Genomic DNA, 18,616 nt, shown 5'->3' with positions numbered 1-18,616 from the left:
CATTTAAATTTATATTTAAAATCATCTTCTTAAATGCGCCCAGTCAAATTTTTGACGACAAGAAGCCGACTGCTAGTTCCGGACTGGTGGCGAGTTGGCTTTGCGACTATGCTATGTGCACACTTGAGCAACTCCATCTTCGTTATGCGCAAAAATCCGATGAAATCCCATTTCCCACTCAATAAATTACTGCTGATTCTGGCACTCAACCCGGTACAGATATGCTTTGCCGATGACATCCAAGCCGGCAAGTTTTACGAAGAGGCGTTACAGTCCTACAGAAATCAGAACAACGCCGAAGCGATCATCCAGTTAAAGAATGCGCTACAGCAAAATGAAAGATATGTTTCGGCTCACATGCTGCTTGGCGAAATTTACTTGCAACAGAAATCGTTGACGGAAGCAGAAGTCCAACTTGGCTTAGCCAAACAATTAGGCGCGGACCCATCTTTAATTGCGGAAAACCTGGCCAAGCTCTATACCTACCAAATCCGTTACAACGACCTATTGAAGGAAATCGATCCGGCGCAGTTCAATAGCGGTTTGCGTCCGGTTTTGCATGTTTACCGCGGTAACGCATACCTGCAACTCAATCTAATCAGCGAAGCGCTGAATGAATTCGACATTGCCTTGCAAATTGCTCCCAATCAGGTGAACGCCACAATCGGGCGCGCGAATGCCCTGTTAAAGCGTGGCGACATTAAAGGCGCCGATCAAGCTGCCGAGAAAGCCATACAAATCCAAGCCAGCGATGCCGGCGTTTGGTATACAAAAGGCTCGATCAAGCATGCCAACATGGAACTGGATGAAGCTTTAAAATTTTACGACAAAGCAATTGAGCTCAACCCCGATCACGTAGACACACGGCTTGCCAGAGCAGGCCTGTTAATGGACTTGAAGCAAGATGATCGGGCACGGCAAGATTTGGAATATGTGCGCCGGGCTTATCCATTTGAACCGAAAGCAGCCTATCTACATGCGGTTTTACTCGAACGCAATAACCAGAAAGAAGCGGCGACCAAAGAATTGGAAGTGGCGGCCGACATCATCACCGGCATCAAACCGGAATATTTATCGGCACATGGTCCGACTTTAATGCTCTCCGGCTTGGTTAACTACAGCCTGCAACGATACGACTTGGCAGCGGAGTATTTGCGTCTGTACGTTAAGCAATACCCGGAACAATCAGGCACGTATAAATTGTTGGCCACCATACTTTTACAAAAAAACGAACCCGAGCAAGCTATTGATCTGCTCCGCCCGGTGCAAATCCGCAATCCCCAGGATCAGCGTCTGGCATTTTTATTGGGAAGCGCTTTCATGCAGGCCGGCAAACACGATATGGCTAATAATATGTTTGGAAAAGCCGCTGCTTTAGGCAATGACAGTGGCAGCCTACAAGCCGAAATAGGCCTTAACCGATTAGCAATGGGCCAGGAGCAGGCAGCAGTTCAAGACCTTGAAGTGGCATTCAAAAAAAATCCGGATGCGGTCAAGGCCGGTATTCCTCTCGTGGCACTTTACATGAGCCGTGGCGAACCGGAAAAAGCGTTGAAAACCGCACAAGCCCTGCATGAAAAAGCGTCGAAAAACTTTACACTACTAAATTTACTGGGGACCGCTCAAGTCAATACCGGGCAATACAAGCTGGCCCGGCAAAGTTTCGAGAAGGCGATTGAACTGAACCCCAATTTTCTCGACGCGCAAATTAACCTAAGTAAACTGGACGTCGGCGAGAACAAACTTGATCAAGCCAGACAGCGCCTGCAAACCTTGCAGCAGAATCATCCGGGGGACATAGATATTCTTATTGAGCTGGCCAAAGTCGAACAAAGTGCCGGACGCTATGAGCTAGCCAATGACTGGCTGGCAAAAGCGAAGATGATTGATCAAAAATCATTACCGACTCTTTTGGCTTTGGTTGAGTTGAATCTGAAGATGGGCAAAGCTGCTGAGGCTAATGCCGCCGCACAAGCAGCGGAAGTGATCGACAAGAACAACCCCCAGGTTATGGACGCCCTGGCTCGAAGTTACTTGGCTAATAACAATAAGGACAAAGCCTTAGGTGTATTTATCCGCATGGCTGACCAAGCCCGGTTTAATGTCAAACAACTTTACAAAGCTGCTCGTTATCAAATAGATGCAGGCGATTATTTTGAAGCCATAAAGACCTTGAAAAAAGCCGTTTTGGTCGACGAAAATCATATACCTTCGCAAATTGCCTTGGTGGAAATGGAACTGCTCCATGGGAAACCGGTATTCGCGTTGAGCCGCGCAGAAAGCCTGTTAAAACAATATCCCAAACGCGCCTTTCCCCACCGACTATTGGGAAACATCGCCGATCATGACAAAAACCTTAGTTTGGCCAACAGCCATTACCAAACAGCTTTCGAGCTGGAGCCGGATACAGCTTCATTGATGCTGCTTTATGAAAATTTGAAAAAAATCGATCAGCCGGACAAAGCCTACAATTTACTGGATCAGTGGGTCAAAAAGCATCCTCAAGACCAGCTACCGATGGCAGCCTTTGCAAACGAATTACTGAAAAACGGAAAGTTTAAAGAGGCGGAAAAGTACTACGTCGAGCTATTGAAACAATTCCCCAACGAACCGCAGTTCCTGAACAACCTTGCTTATGTATATCTCAATAACGGCAACAGCAAAGCCTTGTCGATTGCCGAACAGGCCCATAAATTGGCTCCTGACCAACCGGCAACGAACGACACCTTGGGCTGGATTCTGGTTAACACGGGACAAATAGAACAGGGGCTTCATTACTTACGAAATGCACACTCACTACTCTCGCAAGATTCTGAGATACGCTACCATATCGCAGTTGCCCTCAATCAGTTGCAACGCCAGGAAGAGGCTAAGCAAGAATTACAAGAAGCGCTAAAAGGGGAAGCTATTTTCAATGGCCGCGAACAAGCAAAAGCACTGCTTGAAAAGCTGAGCAGATAGTCGATTTTTCAAAACATGTCGTAATTTTTTACACCATGCGTAATCGCCGACTTATTTTATTCACAAAAAAACAATTAACGCATTGTATTAGAATAATAATTTTTACTATGGCCCAATAAGTGCTGACATATAAACAGACCGTAAAACTTTGTTCATGACCAATAGTACAATGGTTATTTCCAGGCCGACGAAGACAATACCGGAAGGTAAAATTTCAAAAATTGCGAGGACATTATGACCCCAAAACTCTTGGCTATAGCAACTCTGCTGCTGGCCCCGTGGTCGGTTAACGCCACCATATGGACTATAAACGGTACTAGTTCAGTGACACCGACGGGCATTCAAAGTATGGCTGCATACTCAGTTGGGACTACAAGCACTTCAACTTTTTCAGCAGCCACACTAGCTTGGTACGGTAGTGCTAACGGCCTGGGTGTATTAAGCGGCTCGGAGACGACAAATAGCTACCCAGACCATGCGGTTGATAACAACGGCAGAATCGAAGCGGTACTATTTCGGTTTGATGGCAGCACGATTTTAGACAAACTAACTGTCGGTTGGCCGGATACCACGGCCTACGACTCAGATATATCGGTTCTCAGATACAAAGGCACGGTACCGGCTACCGGTGCGCTTACTGGCGCAGCAGATATTTCCGGAAAAAGTATTTCCAGTCTTCTTAGCAACAGCTGGGAATTCGTAGGTAGTTACAATACCGTTGGCGACGTGGCTGAAGACATCAACCCGAACAGCTTATCTTCAAGTCTTTGGCTAATTAGCGCGTACAGCAGCAGATGGGGTTCCGGCTTGGGAGACTCTAACGTCGACAACAGCAACGACTACTTCAAGCTCACCAAGCTTGAAGGCACAGCTGGAACGCCAGGCGGTGGCGGCGGTGCCGGCAGCGTGCCGGAGCCAACCAGCCTGTTGTTGCTGGCTGGCGGCATGCTGGGCTGGAGAATGAATCGCAAAACTCAAGCCTTGGCCGCATAAGCGCACAGAAGCTCTAAATAAGAAACCGTCTTCCAGACCAAACTGGAAGACGGTTTTTTTATGCACCACGTTTTTTTAATACATATTAAGGATATAAAGCGACCGTCTCTAAAGACAGATACTCGGGCAACCCAAACATCAGATTCATATTCTGCACCGCCTGCCCCGACGCGCCTTTCACCAAGTTATCAATCACAGACAAAATTACTACCGTATCGCCACCTTGCGGTTGATGCACGGCAATTTGACAGCGATTACTGCCGCGCACGTTGCGAGTGTCGGCATGACTGCCGCTTGGCAACACATCGACAAATCTTTCATCGCGATACTTCTCTTCAAACAAACTTTGCAAATCCAACTTCCTATTTAAACGCCCAAACAGCGTGGCGTGAATACCGCGTATCATCGGAGTCAGATGCGGCACGAAAGTTAAACCAACTGCCTGTTTGGCGACATTTTGCAAACCCTGCCTGATTTCCGGCAAATGTCTGTGCCCGGCGACTGCATAAGCCTTAAAACTCTCACCTGCCTCACTCATCAACGACGATATTTCCGCCTTGCGTCCGGCACCGCTGACGCCGGATTTCACATCGGCGATCAAATGCTGCTCATCTATCGCGCCGACCTCCAATAACGGCAAAAACCCCAATTGCACGGCAGTCGGATAACATCCTGGGCATGCGATCAAGCGCGCCTGCTTGATCTGTTCCCGGTTGACTTCCGGCAAACCGTAGACCGCTTCGGCAATAAGATCCGGGCTAGCATGCGACATGCCGTACCACTTTTCCCATTCCTGACGATCTTTAATCCGAAAATCGGCAGACAAATCGATAACTTTGACACCAAGCTCCAACAGCGCCTCTGCCATCAGCATGGCGGTACCGTTTGGCGTTGCGAAAAACACCACATCGCAGTCTTTTAAATTATCCAGCTCCGGCAGGCTAAATGTCACATCACAGCAGCCCCGTAGACTCGGATACAACTGATCCACTCGCATTCCGGCATCCGCGCGCGAAGTCACCACACTCACTTCGACCTGGGGATGCAATACCAAAATTCTTAATAATTCGACGCCGGTATACCCGGTGCCGCCGACAATGCCTGCACGTATCATGAATGCTCTCGTTGAAAAAATACTGTTAATCTAATGCGGCGCATATAATACGCCACTCTCCCCGCAAAGCTTAACACCATGCGCGCCATCGAGATTTATCGCTCCTCTGAGTTGACCGATTTAATCGTCGCCGATCAAGCTCTACCCTCACCCGCCCCACATCAAGTATTGATAAAAGTGGTTGCAGCCGGGGTAAACCGTCCAGACCTGATGCAGCGCAAAGGCCTGTATCCCCCGCCACCCGGAGCATCCCCAGTTCTAGGCCTGGAAGTAGCGGGTACTATCACCAAACTCGGCAGCCAAGTAAAACACCTCAAGATTGGCGAACCGGTTTGCGCCCTACTGACCGGCGGCGGTTATGCGGAATATTCCCTAGCAAGCGCCTGTTGCTGCCTGCCAATACCGCAAGGCTTCAGTTTTATTCAGGCCGCCGCGCTGCCGGAAACTTTTTTTACGGTGTGGAGCAACCTGTTTGATCGCGCGAAACTGCAAGCCGGCGAAACGTTACTGATGCATGGAGGCACTAGCGGCATCGGCACCACCGCCATTCAGCTTGGCAAAGCATTTGGCGCGCAAGTGATTGTCACCGCAGGTAACGAAGATAAATGCCAGTATTGCGAAAAATTGGGCGCAGACCTTGCGATCGATTATCGGCAGCAGGACTTTGTCGAAGCCGTTATGCATCAGACAGATGGCAAAGGCGTTAATGTCGTTTTAGACATAATCGGCGGGGACTACTTGCCGCGTAACTTGAAATGTCTGACTATCGATGGCCGACTCCAACAGATTGCCATCCAACACGGCGGTAAAAGCGAAATCAATCTGGCATCCGTGCTGATGAAGCGCTTGACCATCGCCGGCACCACCTTGCGCCCCCGCGACGACGAATTCAAGGCTAAAATAACCCAACAACTTTTTGCAAAAGTTTGGCCGCTACTGGAATCCGGCCAAATCAAACCCATCATCGATTCGGTTTTTCCACTAGCTAGGGCCGCGCAAGCCCACGAGCGTATGGAAAGCAGCCAACATATCGGTAAAATTATTTTGGAGATATAAGCATGTCCTACACCACACTGGTTTCCGCAGACATTCTAGCTGCTAACTTGGACAATCCGGATTGGCGAATATTCGACTGCCGTTTCTCGCTTGCCGATGTGACAGCCGGTCATAAATCCTATCGACAAGGCCATATTCCCGGTGCGCGCTATGCTGATTTAAATCAGGATTTGTCTTCACCGGTGCAATCGTATACTGGTCGCCATCCATTGCCTGACTTTAACGTATTAGGTAAAAAGTTGGGCGATTGGGGCGTCAACAACCGCAGCCAAATCGTGGTGTACGACGATGCCGGTGGCGCGTTTGCCGGGCGGATGTGGTGGCTGCTGCGCACCATGGGCCATACTCAAGTCGCGGTGCTGAATGGCGGATTTACACGCTGGCAAAAGCGAGATTTTCCGGTCACTACCGTGCTTCCAAACATTACCGCCAGCCAATTCCGCGTCTATTTGGACAACAAACAATGGCTGGATGCCGATCAAGTGGCAAACGGTTTGGCGACAAGAAAATTCACCTTGATAGATGCCAGAACACCTGAACGCTTCCATGGTCGACAAGAGCCTATAGACCCAGTAGCCGGCCATGTACCCAAAGCGCGAAACAGGCCCTTGCACACCAATCTGGACAAATCGGGATTATTTTTACCCGCCGATCAGTTACACCAGCAATTTAGCGCGCTAGTAGCTCCTTATCCAGCCGAGCAAGTAGTACACATGTGCGGATCGGGTGTGACCGCCTGTCACAACCTGTTAGCGATGGAAATTGCAGGACTAAAGGGTTCAAAACTTTACGCCGGCTCATGGAGCGAATGGATTACCAACCGGAACAGAGCTGTCGCTAGAGGTTGACCCGAGCATAAGCCGTAACAGCGGTGCTGTATTTTCTGAACGATTAAAACTGTAAAGACGCTGAATATATTCAGCGTCTTAAAGGCAGGTTTATTGCTTAAGCATTAAGCCTGGAACGGATTTTCCAAGACTATGGTTTCGTTCCGATCCGGGCCGGTAGACAAGATCGTGACTTTTACACCGACCAGTTGTTCCAGCCTAGCAATATAGGCTTTGGCATTTTCCGGCAATTGCGCAAAATCAGTAACGCCAGCAGTCGTACCTGTCCAACCCGGCATTTCCTCAATAACGGCTTCACACGCCGCATATTGATCAGCACCTAGCGGGGCGGTCTCAGTCATTTCACCGTTAATCTTGTAAGCGGTGCAGATACCAATTTTATCCAGACCATCCAGCACGTCGAGCTTGGTTAAGCAGATACCGCTCAAGCTATTTAATTGCGCCGATTTACGCATGGACACCGCGTCGAACCAGCCGCAACGGCGTTTACGACCCGTAGTAGCGCCAAACTCGTGGCCTTTCACGCCCAGATGCTCGCCGTAATGATCCAGCAATTCGGTGGGGAACGGGCCGTTACCGACGCGAGTGGAATAGGCTTTAGTAATACCCAACACATAATCCAGCGCCAAAGGCCCTACTCCAGTACCGGTAGCCGCACCGCCCGCCGTGGTATTGGATGAAGTGACGTAGGGATAAGTACCGTGGTCTATATCAAGAAGTGCGCCTTGCGCGCCTTCGAACAGCACGTTTTCGCCTTGGTTTTGATAGCTGTAGATAGCCTCGCCAACGTCGGTCAGCATCGGCTTGATGATCTCACCCAAACGCAAGGTATTTGCCAGTACCTCGTCATAATTAACCGGCTCGGCATGGTAATAATTAATCAACATGAAGTTGTGATATTCGACCAGCTCTTTTAAGCGAGCGGCGAATTCTTCGGTATTGCGCAAATCGCCGGCTCGCAAGCCGCGTCTGGCTACCTTGTCTTCATAGGCAGGCCCAATACCGCGGCCAGTCGTGCCGATGGCCTTGCTGCCTCTAGCCTTCTCACGAGCCTGATCGATAGCAACATGTATCGGTAAAATCAAGGCGCAGGCTTCGCTGATCTGCAACCTATGCCGGACCGGTACGCCGGATTTTTCCAAAATCTCGATTTCCTTCAATAACGCTTCCGGGCACAGCACGACGCCATTGCCTATCATGCATTGCACGCCTTCCCGCAATACACCGGACGGAATCAGATGCAATACGGTTTTTTCGCCGTTAATCACCAAGGTGTGACCGGCATTGTGGCCGCCTTGAAAGCGCACCACCGCAGCAGCTTGTTCGGTTAAAAGATCGACCAGCTTACCTTTACCTTCATCGCCCCATTGCGTGCCGATAACAACAACATTCTTTCCCATATTTCTAACCTTAAACTAGTGGTTTAACGACAGCTTATTGATCTAACGACAGCTTATTGATTTAACAACCCAGCGTTGATTGTGTTTTTCTAAAATAGCATTGCAGCCCTGCTGTTCAGCGCCGCCTTGTTGTTCCGGCAGATGTTGAATCACTGCCACGCCTTGCGCACGTAAATCTCTAATAGCTTCCCGCAAATCAGCATCTTCCGCAAAAGGGGCAAACACTAACTGCGCTACTTCGTCATCGACTTTATACATGCCCGCCAATACTTTTAAATCTGCACTAAAACCGGTAGCGGCTCGCGCTCTTCCGAATACTTCACCGATATTATCGTAACGGCCACCACGGGCAATTTCTTTACCCAGAGCAGGCACAAAAGCCGCGAATACCATGCCGGTATGATAGTGATAACCCCGTAACTCGGCCAAATCGAAGCTCACCGTCAACGCCGGAAAATCTCGGCGTAATTTATCGGCTATACCCTGCAAATCCGCCAAGGCGCCGGCAATTTCATCGGCACCGGCAAAACCGGTCAATAAGGCTTTAGCTTTATCAAGTACATCCCGGCCGCCATTCAGCTTAGGTAAAGCACTGAAGACGTCTTTATAGCGCGTGTCTATATTAAACTCGGCAAGTAATTCCGCCAGTTCGGTTCTGGCCTTACGTTGCAGAACATCGAACAATTCAGCTTCCTGTTGCGGATCAAGACCGGCATGTTCAGCCAAAGCTCGGTAGATAGCGACGTGCCCTAAATCCAAGTGCACGTTTTGCAAACCGCTAATCGCCAACATTTCCAGCATTAACTGGATGACTTCGTAATCACTTTCCAGACCAGCATGCCCGTATAGTTCAGCACCAATTTGCATCGGGCTACGGCTTTTTTCCAGGGGATCGCCCAAAGTGTGAAGCACAGTACCGGCATAGCACAAGCGAGTTGGACCGTCGTGCTGGAAGTGATGAGCATCGATTCTCGCCACTTGCGGCGTCATATCCGCGCGCACCCCCAACATTTCGCCGCTTAATTGATCGGTCAGCTTAAACGTCTGTAAATCCAGGTCATGTCCTGAACCGATCAGCAAGGAGTGGAGAAAGTCCACAAACGGCGGAATGACCAACTGGTAACCCCAGCAGGCGAAAGTATCCAAAAGCTTTCTGCGCAACTTCTCCAGATGCGCGGCTTGTTCCGGCAATACTTCGCTAATTCCTTCCGGCAATAGCCAGGTGTCTTTTTTTTGCATTTTGTCTGTCTCAAACACAGCAAACGCCCCGCATAGCGGGGCGTTTGACTACACGTCATTCAAATGGAGGTTATTTCTGATTCTTGAAATATTTGAAGAAGTCGGAATTCGGTTCCAGCACCATGATGTTGCCGGATTTGCCCAAGCTTTCTTTATATGCTATCAGGCTACGATAAAACGCAAAGAAATCGCTGTCTTCACTGTATGCTTTAGCGAAAATATCCGCAGCTTTAGCGTCGCCTTCACCCCGCATTACTTCGGAATCGCGATAAGCGTTGGCCAAAATAATCTCCCGCTGCTTATCAGCATCGGCGCGGATCCGCTCGGCGGCTTCCGAACCTTGTGAACGGAACTCCCGAGCCACCCGCGCCCGTTCGGCTTCCATCCTTTGATAAACCGAGGTACTCACTTCAGCCGGCAAATCGATACGCTTGACTTGCACATCGACAATAGTAATACCTAGTTTCGCGGCATGCGGCGACACATTGGTAATCAGCGCATCGCGAATGGCACTGCGATCCGTGGATACCAGTTGTTTGATCTCGCGTTTACTGAATTCGCTACGCGCGGAATCTTTGATGATTTGATCGAGACGAATATTAGCCTGGTTCACATCACCAGCAACGGTGGTGTAAAAGGTCTTGACATCACCTATCCGCCATTTGACAAACGAATCAACGATAACATTTTTCTTTTCCGCCGTTAAAAAGCGCTCCGGCGTGGAATCCATGGTCAGAATGCGCGCTTCGAACTTTTTAACATTATTGATAAACGGTAGTTTAAAGTGCATGCCCGGTTGGAAATCGGCACCGACAATCTCGCCTAATTGAAACTTAATTACCCGCTCGGTTTCGGCCACGGTAAATACCGACATCGAGAGCAAGATGACTACTGCGCCAACGGCGACTAAAATCTTATTTCCCATCTTAGCGTCCTCTCACATCGCGCTCACGGCTTGACGCGCGCACATCGGTTTTAATTTCTTTCACGGGTTGGGGGCTTAAAGAAACCGGCTCGTGACTGACTACGGGGGCCGGGGCGGCATCTTCAGCAGCCTTATTCGCCAACTTTTCCAGCGGCAGATACATAATGTTATTACCGCCTTTGACATCCACCAGCACGTTGTTGGAACGGCCCAGGACCAATTCCATCGCTTCGATATACATCCGCTGCTTGGTTACCGCCGGTGCTTTTTTGTATTCGGCCAGCAATTGCGAGAAGCGGCTGACATCACCGTTAGCTCGGGCAATCACTTTTTCTTTATAGGCTTCAGATTCCTGCACAATACGTGAGGCCGCACCACGGGCTTTAGGCACCACGTCATTGGAATATGCCTCGGCTTCGTTGATCAAGCGCTGCTTGTCTTCCCGCGCCTTGATGGCATCTTCAAAGGAACCTTGTACTTGTTCAGGTGGCTGCGCGTCCTGCAAGTTAACGCTGGTGATCAAAATACCGGTTTTGTAGGCATCCATGACCGCTTGAATTTCTGACTTAACCGCCAAAACAATGTCGCTACGGCCTTCGGTCAGCACAAAATCCATATCGCTACGGCCAATCACACCGCGCTGCACGCTTTCGGTGACTTGTTTCAGCGTCGAGGCAGGGTCGAGTACGTTGAACGCATAGTCCTTGGCATCTTTGACTTGGTATTGGACGGCTAAACGGACGTCGACGATATTTTCGTCTTTAGTCAGCATCATCGCTTCCTTAGGCACTGAACCCATACCCTGCCCGCCACCGGAACGGTAACCCACTTCAATAAAGCGTTGCTGCTCAACGTTGATGACCGCCACTTGCTCTATAGGCGACGGGATATGCCAATTCAGACCGGGCTGTGTGGTATTGACATAGGCACCGAAGCGAGTCACCACGCCGCGCGTACCTTCGTCGACGGTATAGAACCCGCTCAAACCCCATAGAACGATTGCACCGGCAGCCAGCAAACCAACACCTTTCATTGACGGGCCGTTGCCGATACCACCTTTAGAACCGCCACCGAAAATACCTCCCAGCTTGTCCTGTAGCGAACGAATTACCTCGTCCAAATCGGGTGGATCATTCTTATCATTACGACCACTCCAGGGGTCTTTTTTACCACCGCCGGGTTCATTCCAAGACATACCAAACACTCCAAAGATTGGATTTGAAAACTCTAAAGCTATTTCGTAATGACCGCCTGTTCGATGATTCGAAGCACTGGCTGGTCTATCCGAAAAGTCGCCATTCTATCGTAACTTAACCATTTCCGAGCAAATAACTGGGGGATTCTTACGTCAATCCCCCGGCTAAGCCTGCTCATGAACGTCAATACCCTTCAACAAGCCCAAATGCTTTTTGTCAATTTCTATCGTCAATTCGCAATCGCCGCTATCGTTATTGACCTCGTCGATTATTTTCACAAAAGTGAATAACTTTGCTTTTAATCCGGCTTGGCTGGCTGGCAAAAAGCACTTTCGAATCACCTTACTGCTCGCGAATAATTCGGACAGAGCCTGCTGCAACAAATCACAGCCTACCCCGTTTTGCGCGGAAATCCAGACGCTGACAGGCTTACCGTCAGCATCGTAATCGATATGCGGCGCCACATCCTCCAGCAAATCGATTTTGTTGAATACCTTCAACTGGGGAATTTTAGCGGCGTCGATGTCGCTCAAGACTTGGTTTACCTGATAGATCGTATCGTCGCGATCTTCCGCCGCCGCATCGATCACATGTAATAGCAAATCCGCCTCGCTGGCTTCTTGCAACGTGGATCTGAATGCCGCCACCAATTCATGAGGTAAATGCCGAATAAAGCCCACGGTATCGGCCAAAATGATTTCGCCGCCATTACTCAGCGACAATTGCCGCAAGGTAGGATCCAATGTGGCAAACAATTGATCGGCCGCATAAATGTCGGCACCGGTTAAGGTGTTAAACAAGGTGGACTTACCGGCGTTGGTATAGCCAACTAAAGATACGGTAGGAGTTTCGGCCTTTTTACGCTTACTTCGGCCTTGATGACGCTGCTTTTCAACCTTACCCAGGCGCTGTTGAATCTGCTTGATACGCACCGCCAATAATCGCCTATCGGTTTCCAACTGGGTTTCGCCAGGACCACGCAAACCGATACCGCCCTTTTGCCGTTCCAAGTGCGTCCAGCCGCGAATCAATCGAGTCGACAAATGTTTAAGTTGCGCCAGTTCGACCTGTAATTTACCTTCGAAGGTTTGCGCCCGCTGCGCAAAAATATCCAGGATCAGGCCGTTGCGATCCACCACCCTGACTTCCAGGGCTTTCTCCAAATTACGCTCTTGGCTGGGTGTGAGTGGATGATTGACGATAACGATATTGGCTTCGTGCTCGATGATCGCCGACCTGATTTCTTCAACCTTGCCCGTGCCGACAAAATATTTCGGGTCAGGCCGATACCGGCTACCGGTGACTACATGAGTGGGTTGGGCGCCTGCGGATTTGGTTAGTTCTTTCAGCTCGTCGAGGTCTTCTTGACCAACTTGCAAATTGAGGTGAACGAGAATGGCTCGTTCACCCGCATCGGGACGTTCAAACAAAAAATAACCTCTTAGCTTTCGTCGCTAACGTCGGGGTCACGGTGCATCGTGACATTTTTGCCGGGAACGATAGTGGATATGGCATGCTTGTAAACCATCTGATTCACAGTGTTTTTCAGCATCACCACGTATTGGTCGAAAGAATCGACGCGGCCTTGCAGTTTGATACCGTTAACCAAAAAAATCGACACGGGAGTGTGTTCTTTTCTGAGGGCATTCAAAAAGTTGTCCTGCAAGTTTTGTGCTTTCGACATCCTATTTCTCCTTATTATTGTTCGGTGCGCTATTAATACATTACCCGCTAGACCCACCAATTTCAACACGCGGGCTGCGGATCAATAAAAAACTGTTAATGACTTTGGGACTGCTCGCCGCTATTTCAAGTTCAATCGAATCTTTATTAGCAAAGCCGTTGCGAAAATAACAACGGCTGCTTAAGTTCAGCTTAGCCGATTTTTTTATATTTGATACGACGCGGATTGTCGGCGTCTGTGCCCAGACGGCGATGACGATCAGCTTCGTAGTCCGCATAGTTACCCTCAAACCACACAACTTCGCTATCGCCTTCGAACGCCAACATATGTGTGGCGATCCGATCCAAGAACCAGCGATCATGCGAGATCACCACCGCGCAACCGGGGAAAGCCAACAAGGCTTCTTCGAGGGCTCGCAAGGTTTCCACGTCCAAATCGTTGGTCGGCTCGTCGAGCAGCAGTACGTTGCCGCCGCTTTTCAGCAACTTGGCCAAATGCACGCGATTACGCTCGCCGCCGGACAATTCGCCTATGCGTTTTTGCTGATCGCCACCCTTGAAGTTGAACCGGCCGATATACGCCCGCGACGGCGTTTCGTATTTGCCGACGGTAATCATGTCCAGACCGTCGGAAATTTCTTCCCAAACCGTCTTGTTGTTGTCCATGTCGTCGCGCAACTGATCGACGTAAGCCATCTGCACGGTTTGGCCGAATTTGATTTCGCCGGCATCCGGTTTTTCAAATCCCGCCATCATCCGGAACAGCGTGGTTTTACCCGCACCGTTCGGGCCGATAATGCCGACGATACCGCCCGGCGGCAATTTGAAACTCAAGTTGTTGATCAACAACCTGTCGCCAAAACCCTTGCTGATGTTCTCAACGTCGATCACCACATCGCCCAGACGTGGACCGGGTGGAATATAAATTTCCTGGGTCTCATTACGTTTCTGCGTCTCGACCGATGACAACTCCTCAAAGCGCGCCAGACGCGCCTTGCTCTTCGCGTGCCGGCCTTTTTGGTTTGAGCGCACCCACTCCAGCTCTGCTTTCATTGCTTTTTGTCGAGAAGACTCTTGTTTTTCCTCCAACTCCAGACGTTTTTCCTTTTGCTCTAGCCAAGACGAGTAATTGCCTTCCCAGGGAATCCCCATCCCCCTGTCCAGCTCCAAGATCCAGCCAGCGACGTTGTCGAGGAAGTATCTATCATGGGTGACCGCTACCACGGTACCTGGATAATCGTGCAGAAAGCGCTCCAGCCAGGCCACCGATTCGGCATCCAAATGGTTGGTAGGCTCGTCCAGCAACAGCATATCGGGTTTAGATAGCAACAAGCGGCACAGCGCGACACGGCGCTTCTCACCGCCGGACAATTTGGTGACATCGGCATCCCAGTCCGGCAGGCGCAAGGCATCAGCAGCTACTTCCAGAGTGCGATCCAGGTTGTGGCCGTCACACGCATTGATAATGTCCTCAAGCTTGGCTTGTTCGGCGGCCAGGGCGTCAAAATCGGCATCCGGCTCCGCGTAAGCGGCATAGACGGCGTCCAATCGGGCCAGCACATCTTTGATTTCCGCTACCGCTTCTTCGATATTGCCCCGCACAGTTTTATTCGGATCGAGTTGCGGTTCTTGCGGCAGATAGCCGATCTTGGTGCCTTTCAGCGGAATCGCTTCGCCTTCGATTTCCTTGTCGATACCGGCCATGATGCGCAGCAGCGTGGATTTACCGGAGCCGTTTAAACCGAGCACACCGATTTTGGCGCCAGGAAAAAACGATAAGGAAATGTCTTTAAGGATGTACTTCTTGGGCGGCACGATCTTGCCGACCCGGTTCATCGAGAAAATATATTGCGCCATTGTTTTTCTGCTGAAGAAATAAAATAGCATTATACCGTGCGGTAACGGTTTTTTAAGGGTGTTAATTTTTATCGAGTATCAGGTGGTAATTCAGTGATTATTGAAACAGCTAACAACACGCTGAGCTCGGCCGATGCCTACATTGACATCCATTGCCACCAAACCGGCAGCCATCAGGCCGTTGGAATGATCAGCATCGCCACCCAAGATTTCGACATCACGGCAACACACCACGGTTTTTACAGCTTGGGTTTACATCCCTGGCATCTCAACGAAGAAAACGCCGAAACAGCTTTAATGAAAATCAGCGCGGCAAGCCAGGATCCACAGCTATTGGCAATCGGTGAATGCGGACTGGATAAAGCTATTGCCACGCCGTTGGATATGCAAATCCCCGCATTCATAGGCCAGATCAAGCTCGCCAACCAACTTGGCAAACCGTTGATCATTCATTGCGTACGCGCCTTTAACGAGCTGATCCAGATTAAAAAATCCACCCCAAACACAGAGACACCCTGGGTCATTCACGGCTTTAAAGGCAAACCCGCCTTGGCTGAGCAGCTATTAAGACACGGGGTTTATCTATCCTTTGGCGCCGCATTGCTAAATCCTCGCAGCCATACCGGCAAAGCGCTGAGTTGCACGCCAGCTGATCGCTTGTTCCTGGAAACCGACACCTCAAACGTATCCATTGACGCGATATATGCCGCAGCGGCTAAAATGCTAGGTTTGGACATCGCAACCTTGCGCCAACAAATCCTGAGCAATTTCAAACGAGTATTTCTGCATGACTGATTTAAGCTGGCTCTCTCGCACCGAACTCCTCATCGGCAAGCCCAAACTGGACAAGCTCCAACAATCCCATGTGTTGGTAGTGGGCATGGGCGGCGTGGGCTCGTTTGCAGCCGAATTTATCTGCCGGGCCGGAATCGGCGAAATGACCATCGTCGATGGCGACGTGGTCGACCCGAGCAATCGCAACCGGCAACTACCGGCGCTGTCCACCACCCACGGCCAATCCAAGGCCGACATCATGGGTGAGCGTCTGCTGGCGATCAATCCGGATTTGAAATTGCATATCCGCCACGAATTCATCACCCCGGACACCGCCGCCGACTTGCTGACCACCCATTACGATTACATCGTCGACGCTATCGACAGTTTGACCCCAAAAATCCACCTGATTCGCGCCGCCAAAACCAACAAAATGAAAATCGTCAGTTCCATGGGTGCAGGAGGCAAGATGGACCCCACGCACCTAAAGGTGGTAGACATCTCCAAAACCTATAACTGCCCATTCGCCCAATTCATTCGCATCCGCCTGCGCAAACACGGCATCAGCCGCGGCGTGAAAGTGGTGTTTTCGCCGGAAGTGGTGAATAAAGATTCGTTGATGTTTACCGACGGCAGTAATTATAAAAAGTCGGCTTACGGCACGATTTCCTATTTGCCGGCGGCATTCGGCGGCGTCTGCGCTTCGGTAGTCATCCGCAACTTGATTCACGATCCCGCACATTCTCACCACAACAAACATCATGGATAAATTACCCAGCCGTCCAGCGGATTCCTTGCTGGTCAATCCAGGCAAAAGTTCACGTTTGCAGGAGATGCGACAGCGCGCGGCCACGGCAAATCAGCCGGCTCCCGCGCCTATCCAACCCCAGCCCCAAGCGATAGATAAAAACTTAAGCCCGGAAATGGCCTTGGCTAGACAATTGATCGATCAGCGTTTAAGCGAAATTTTGGCGTCACTACCGGTCGGTAAACAGCGGCGTTTGTTCAAGATTCGCTTTGGCATGGAACCGGAACAAATCAAAGACTTAACCATAAAACAGATATTTGCATTGCTGGAAATCAATCACCCGCAATTCAACAATCTGTCGGCTAACATGAAGCGAATCGCCGATCTGAATTATAATGGCCGGCAACCCAACTAATTCGGCCGTTTACCTTGCCTTACGCTCAGCCGTCCCGTTCCTCGATTCCCGCTACGATGTACACCCTAGAACCCAACCAAGATTACCGCGACCAAAGCCTGCGCGATGACACCGAATTATCCAGCAGCGAACTACAGGCCGACGCCGCCAAGCACTACGATGACTGTTACAACGATTATCTGGTAGCTTGGTGCAACCGCGACAATCTGGCCTTGCATTACGGTTATTGGGACGAGGCCAAGCCTTACGATCAACATCAAGCCTTGCTGAACAAAAATCAGGTACTTTATGAAAAGGCCGGGATTCAGGCCAGCGACAAAGTCCTGGACGCCGGTTGCGGCATCGGCGGCAGCACGATCTGGATGGCTAAACAACACGGCAATCGGGTAACCGGCATCACCATCAGCGCCAAGCAAGCCGACTATGCTCGTCAGCACGCCAAGCGCCACGGCGTTGCAGAATTAGTCGATTTCGAAGTCGCGGATTTTTGCGCCACGCCCTTCCCCGACGCCTCTTTTGATGTCGTCTGGGCTTTGGAAAGCTCTTGTCATGCGTTAAAAAAAGGCGACTTTTTGCGCGAAGCCTGGCGGGTATTAAAGCCTGGCGGCCGGATTGTGGTTTGCGACGGCTTTGTGTTGCAGCGGCAATTTAACGAACAGCAATGGCAGGCGGTCGTGACCTGTTTGAACGGCTGGGCCGTACCGAATCTGTGTGCGCGCGACGAATTTACTGACTTGTTGGAACAGCAAGGTTTTCAAACGATTGTTTGCCACGACATTACCGCCCAAACCCGGGCATCGGTCGAACACATGTACAAAGTCGCCAAACGCCTGAAACCGGTACAAACCATCAGCCAATGGCTGGGGCTGCGTTCCAAGGCACAAACCGCCAACTATTTGGTCGGCCTGGCCCAACATCAGTTGTTTACCGAAAAACTCACCGAATATTGCATTTTTACTGCGCAAAAGGCTTAAACACGATGCCGATGGTTTTACCGCGTTTGAAGTTTCTGACTCTATTTACATTGGTAGTATGCGGTGCAATAGGTTGCGCCAGCGTGCCGGCCAATAGCCAACACGACAGCTTTGCCGACTACGCCGAATCGGTATTCCGCCACCAGAGTGCGCTATTAAGCCGACTGATGATGCTCAGTGAAGCCGAGCAATTGCCGGATAATGAGGCCTTCGAAAATGCCGAACAATCCATGCACGATGCCTGTCATCTGTTGAACGAATATGCGGAACGGGAAAGCGATGGCGAACACATGGGCCTGCGCTTTAAAGCCAAGGTACAAGCAAGCATCGAAGGTTGCGATGCCAGTATTCAGAAGATGGAAGCGCTAATGAGCGGCCTGGACCAAGAGCAAGCGCCGCCGCACGCCCACCCTTAAACGTAAAACCGGCAGCG

General features: G+C 50.3%; 17 protein-coding genes. 9 read left to right on the top strand and 8 right to left on the bottom strand.

Annotated elements, in window-relative coordinates:
- Positions 1 to 159: 159 nt before the first annotated feature.
- Positions 160 to 2,961 carry an XrtA/PEP-CTERM system TPR-repeat protein PrsT gene (gene prsT / locus ACWAU0_RS23100; RefSeq protein ID WP_458139315.1) on the top strand — a complete coding sequence of 934 codons (2,802 nt, stop codon included), beginning with the start codon at positions 160 to 162 and terminating at the stop codon, positions 2,959 to 2,961.
- Between the two features lie 234 nt (positions 2,962 to 3,195).
- Positions 3,196 to 3,954 (top strand): exosortase-dependent surface protein XDP1, encoded by a 759-nt coding sequence (gene xdp1, locus ACWAU0_RS23095; RefSeq protein WP_458139314.1) that lies wholly within the window; start codon positions 3,196 to 3,198, stop codon positions 3,952 to 3,954.
- 85 nt (positions 3,955 to 4,039) lie between these two features.
- Here the strand turns inward: xdp1 and argC are convergent, their stop codons facing one another.
- A complete protein-coding gene (gene argC / locus ACWAU0_RS23090) occupies positions 4,040 to 5,068 on the bottom strand; it encodes an N-acetyl-gamma-glutamyl-phosphate reductase (protein WP_101051554.1) in 1,029 nt (342 codons plus the stop codon).
- Between the two features lie 78 nt (positions 5,069 to 5,146).
- Between argC and ACWAU0_RS23085 the strand changes: the two genes are divergently transcribed.
- A complete protein-coding gene (locus ACWAU0_RS23085) occupies positions 5,147 to 6,124 on the top strand; it encodes an NAD(P)H-quinone oxidoreductase (protein WP_101051553.1) in 978 nt (325 codons plus the stop codon).
- Positions 6,125 to 6,126: 2 nt separating this feature from the next.
- Entirely contained in the window at positions 6,127 to 6,972 is an 846-nt protein-coding gene (locus tag ACWAU0_RS23080; protein WP_458139313.1) for a sulfurtransferase, read from the top strand.
- Between the two features lie 104 nt (positions 6,973 to 7,076).
- Here the strand turns inward: ACWAU0_RS23080 and ACWAU0_RS23075 are convergent, their stop codons facing one another.
- The 7 genes from ACWAU0_RS23075 to ettA all read right to left on the bottom strand — a co-directional run bounded on the left by ACWAU0_RS23075 (position 7,077) and on the right by ettA (position 15,272).
- Complete coding sequence (locus tag ACWAU0_RS23075; protein WP_458139312.1) at positions 7,077 to 8,372, bottom strand: adenylosuccinate synthase; 1,296 nt, start codon at positions 8,370 to 8,372, stop codon at positions 7,077 to 7,079.
- Positions 8,373 to 8,414: 42 nt separating this feature from the next.
- On the bottom strand, positions 8,415 to 9,611 hold the full coding sequence (locus tag ACWAU0_RS23070; RefSeq protein WP_458139311.1) for an ATP phosphoribosyltransferase regulatory subunit: 1,197 nt from the start codon (positions 9,609 to 9,611) through the stop codon (positions 8,415 to 8,417).
- A gap of 70 nt (positions 9,612 to 9,681) precedes the next feature.
- Positions 9,682 to 10,536: a protease modulator HflC gene (hflC, locus tag ACWAU0_RS23065; protein WP_033157325.1), complete on the bottom strand. Its 855-nt coding sequence runs from the start codon at positions 10,534 to 10,536 to the stop codon at positions 9,682 to 9,684.
- A gap of 1 nt (position 10,537) precedes the next feature.
- Positions 10,538 to 11,731, bottom strand: a complete 1,194-nt coding sequence (gene hflK / locus ACWAU0_RS23060; RefSeq protein ID WP_458139380.1) for an FtsH protease activity modulator HflK — start codon at positions 11,729 to 11,731, stop codon at positions 10,538 to 10,540.
- A gap of 165 nt (positions 11,732 to 11,896) precedes the next feature.
- On the bottom strand, positions 11,897 to 13,162 hold the full coding sequence (hflX, locus tag ACWAU0_RS23055) for a ribosome rescue GTPase HflX (RefSeq protein ID WP_458139379.1): 1,266 nt from the start codon (positions 13,160 to 13,162) through the stop codon (positions 11,897 to 11,899).
- An 11-nt stretch (positions 13,163 to 13,173) separates the two neighbouring features.
- Entirely contained in the window at positions 13,174 to 13,416 is a 243-nt protein-coding gene (hfq, locus tag ACWAU0_RS23050) for an RNA chaperone Hfq (RefSeq protein WP_020482487.1), read from the bottom strand.
- 191 nt (positions 13,417 to 13,607) lie between these two features.
- Positions 13,608 to 15,272, bottom strand: a complete 1,665-nt coding sequence (ettA, locus tag ACWAU0_RS23045) for an energy-dependent translational throttle protein EttA (protein ID WP_319960593.1) — start codon at positions 15,270 to 15,272, stop codon at positions 13,608 to 13,610.
- Positions 15,273 to 15,365: 93 nt separating this feature from the next.
- Here ettA and ACWAU0_RS23040 point away from each other — a divergent pair, with 93 nt between their 5' ends.
- The 5 genes from ACWAU0_RS23040 to ACWAU0_RS23020 are packed head-to-tail and all read left to right on the top strand — an operon-like array spanning position 15,366 to position 18,599.
- Entirely contained in the window at positions 15,366 to 16,067 is a 702-nt protein-coding gene (locus ACWAU0_RS23040) for a TatD family hydrolase (RefSeq protein WP_458139378.1), read from the top strand.
- Complete coding sequence (locus ACWAU0_RS23035; protein WP_458139377.1) at positions 16,060 to 16,815, top strand: tRNA threonylcarbamoyladenosine dehydratase; 756 nt, start codon at positions 16,060 to 16,062, stop codon at positions 16,813 to 16,815. Before ACWAU0_RS23040 ends, ACWAU0_RS23035 begins: the two co-directional genes overlap by 8 nt.
- The gene (locus tag ACWAU0_RS23030) at positions 16,808 to 17,209 is read left to right on the top strand and encodes a hypothetical protein (RefSeq protein WP_101051546.1); all 402 of its coding nucleotides are present in this window, start codon (positions 16,808 to 16,810) and stop codon (positions 17,207 to 17,209) included. The genes ACWAU0_RS23035 and ACWAU0_RS23030 overlap by 8 nt, the downstream gene beginning before the upstream one ends.
- Positions 17,210 to 17,265: 56 nt before the next feature.
- Entirely contained in the window at positions 17,266 to 18,183 is a 918-nt protein-coding gene (locus tag ACWAU0_RS23025; protein WP_101051545.1) for a class I SAM-dependent methyltransferase, read from the top strand.
- 5 nt (positions 18,184 to 18,188) lie between these two features.
- Positions 18,189 to 18,599, top strand: coding sequence for a hypothetical protein (locus ACWAU0_RS23020; protein WP_101051544.1), 411 nt, complete (start codon positions 18,189 to 18,191; stop codon positions 18,597 to 18,599).
- Positions 18,600 to 18,616: the final 17 nt, after the last annotated feature.

It is taken from the genome of Methylomonas sp. Uni0009, assembly GCF_054188105.3.
Note: the sequence above shows the minus strand (reverse complement) of the source record. Positions and strands in the feature narration are given on the sequence as shown.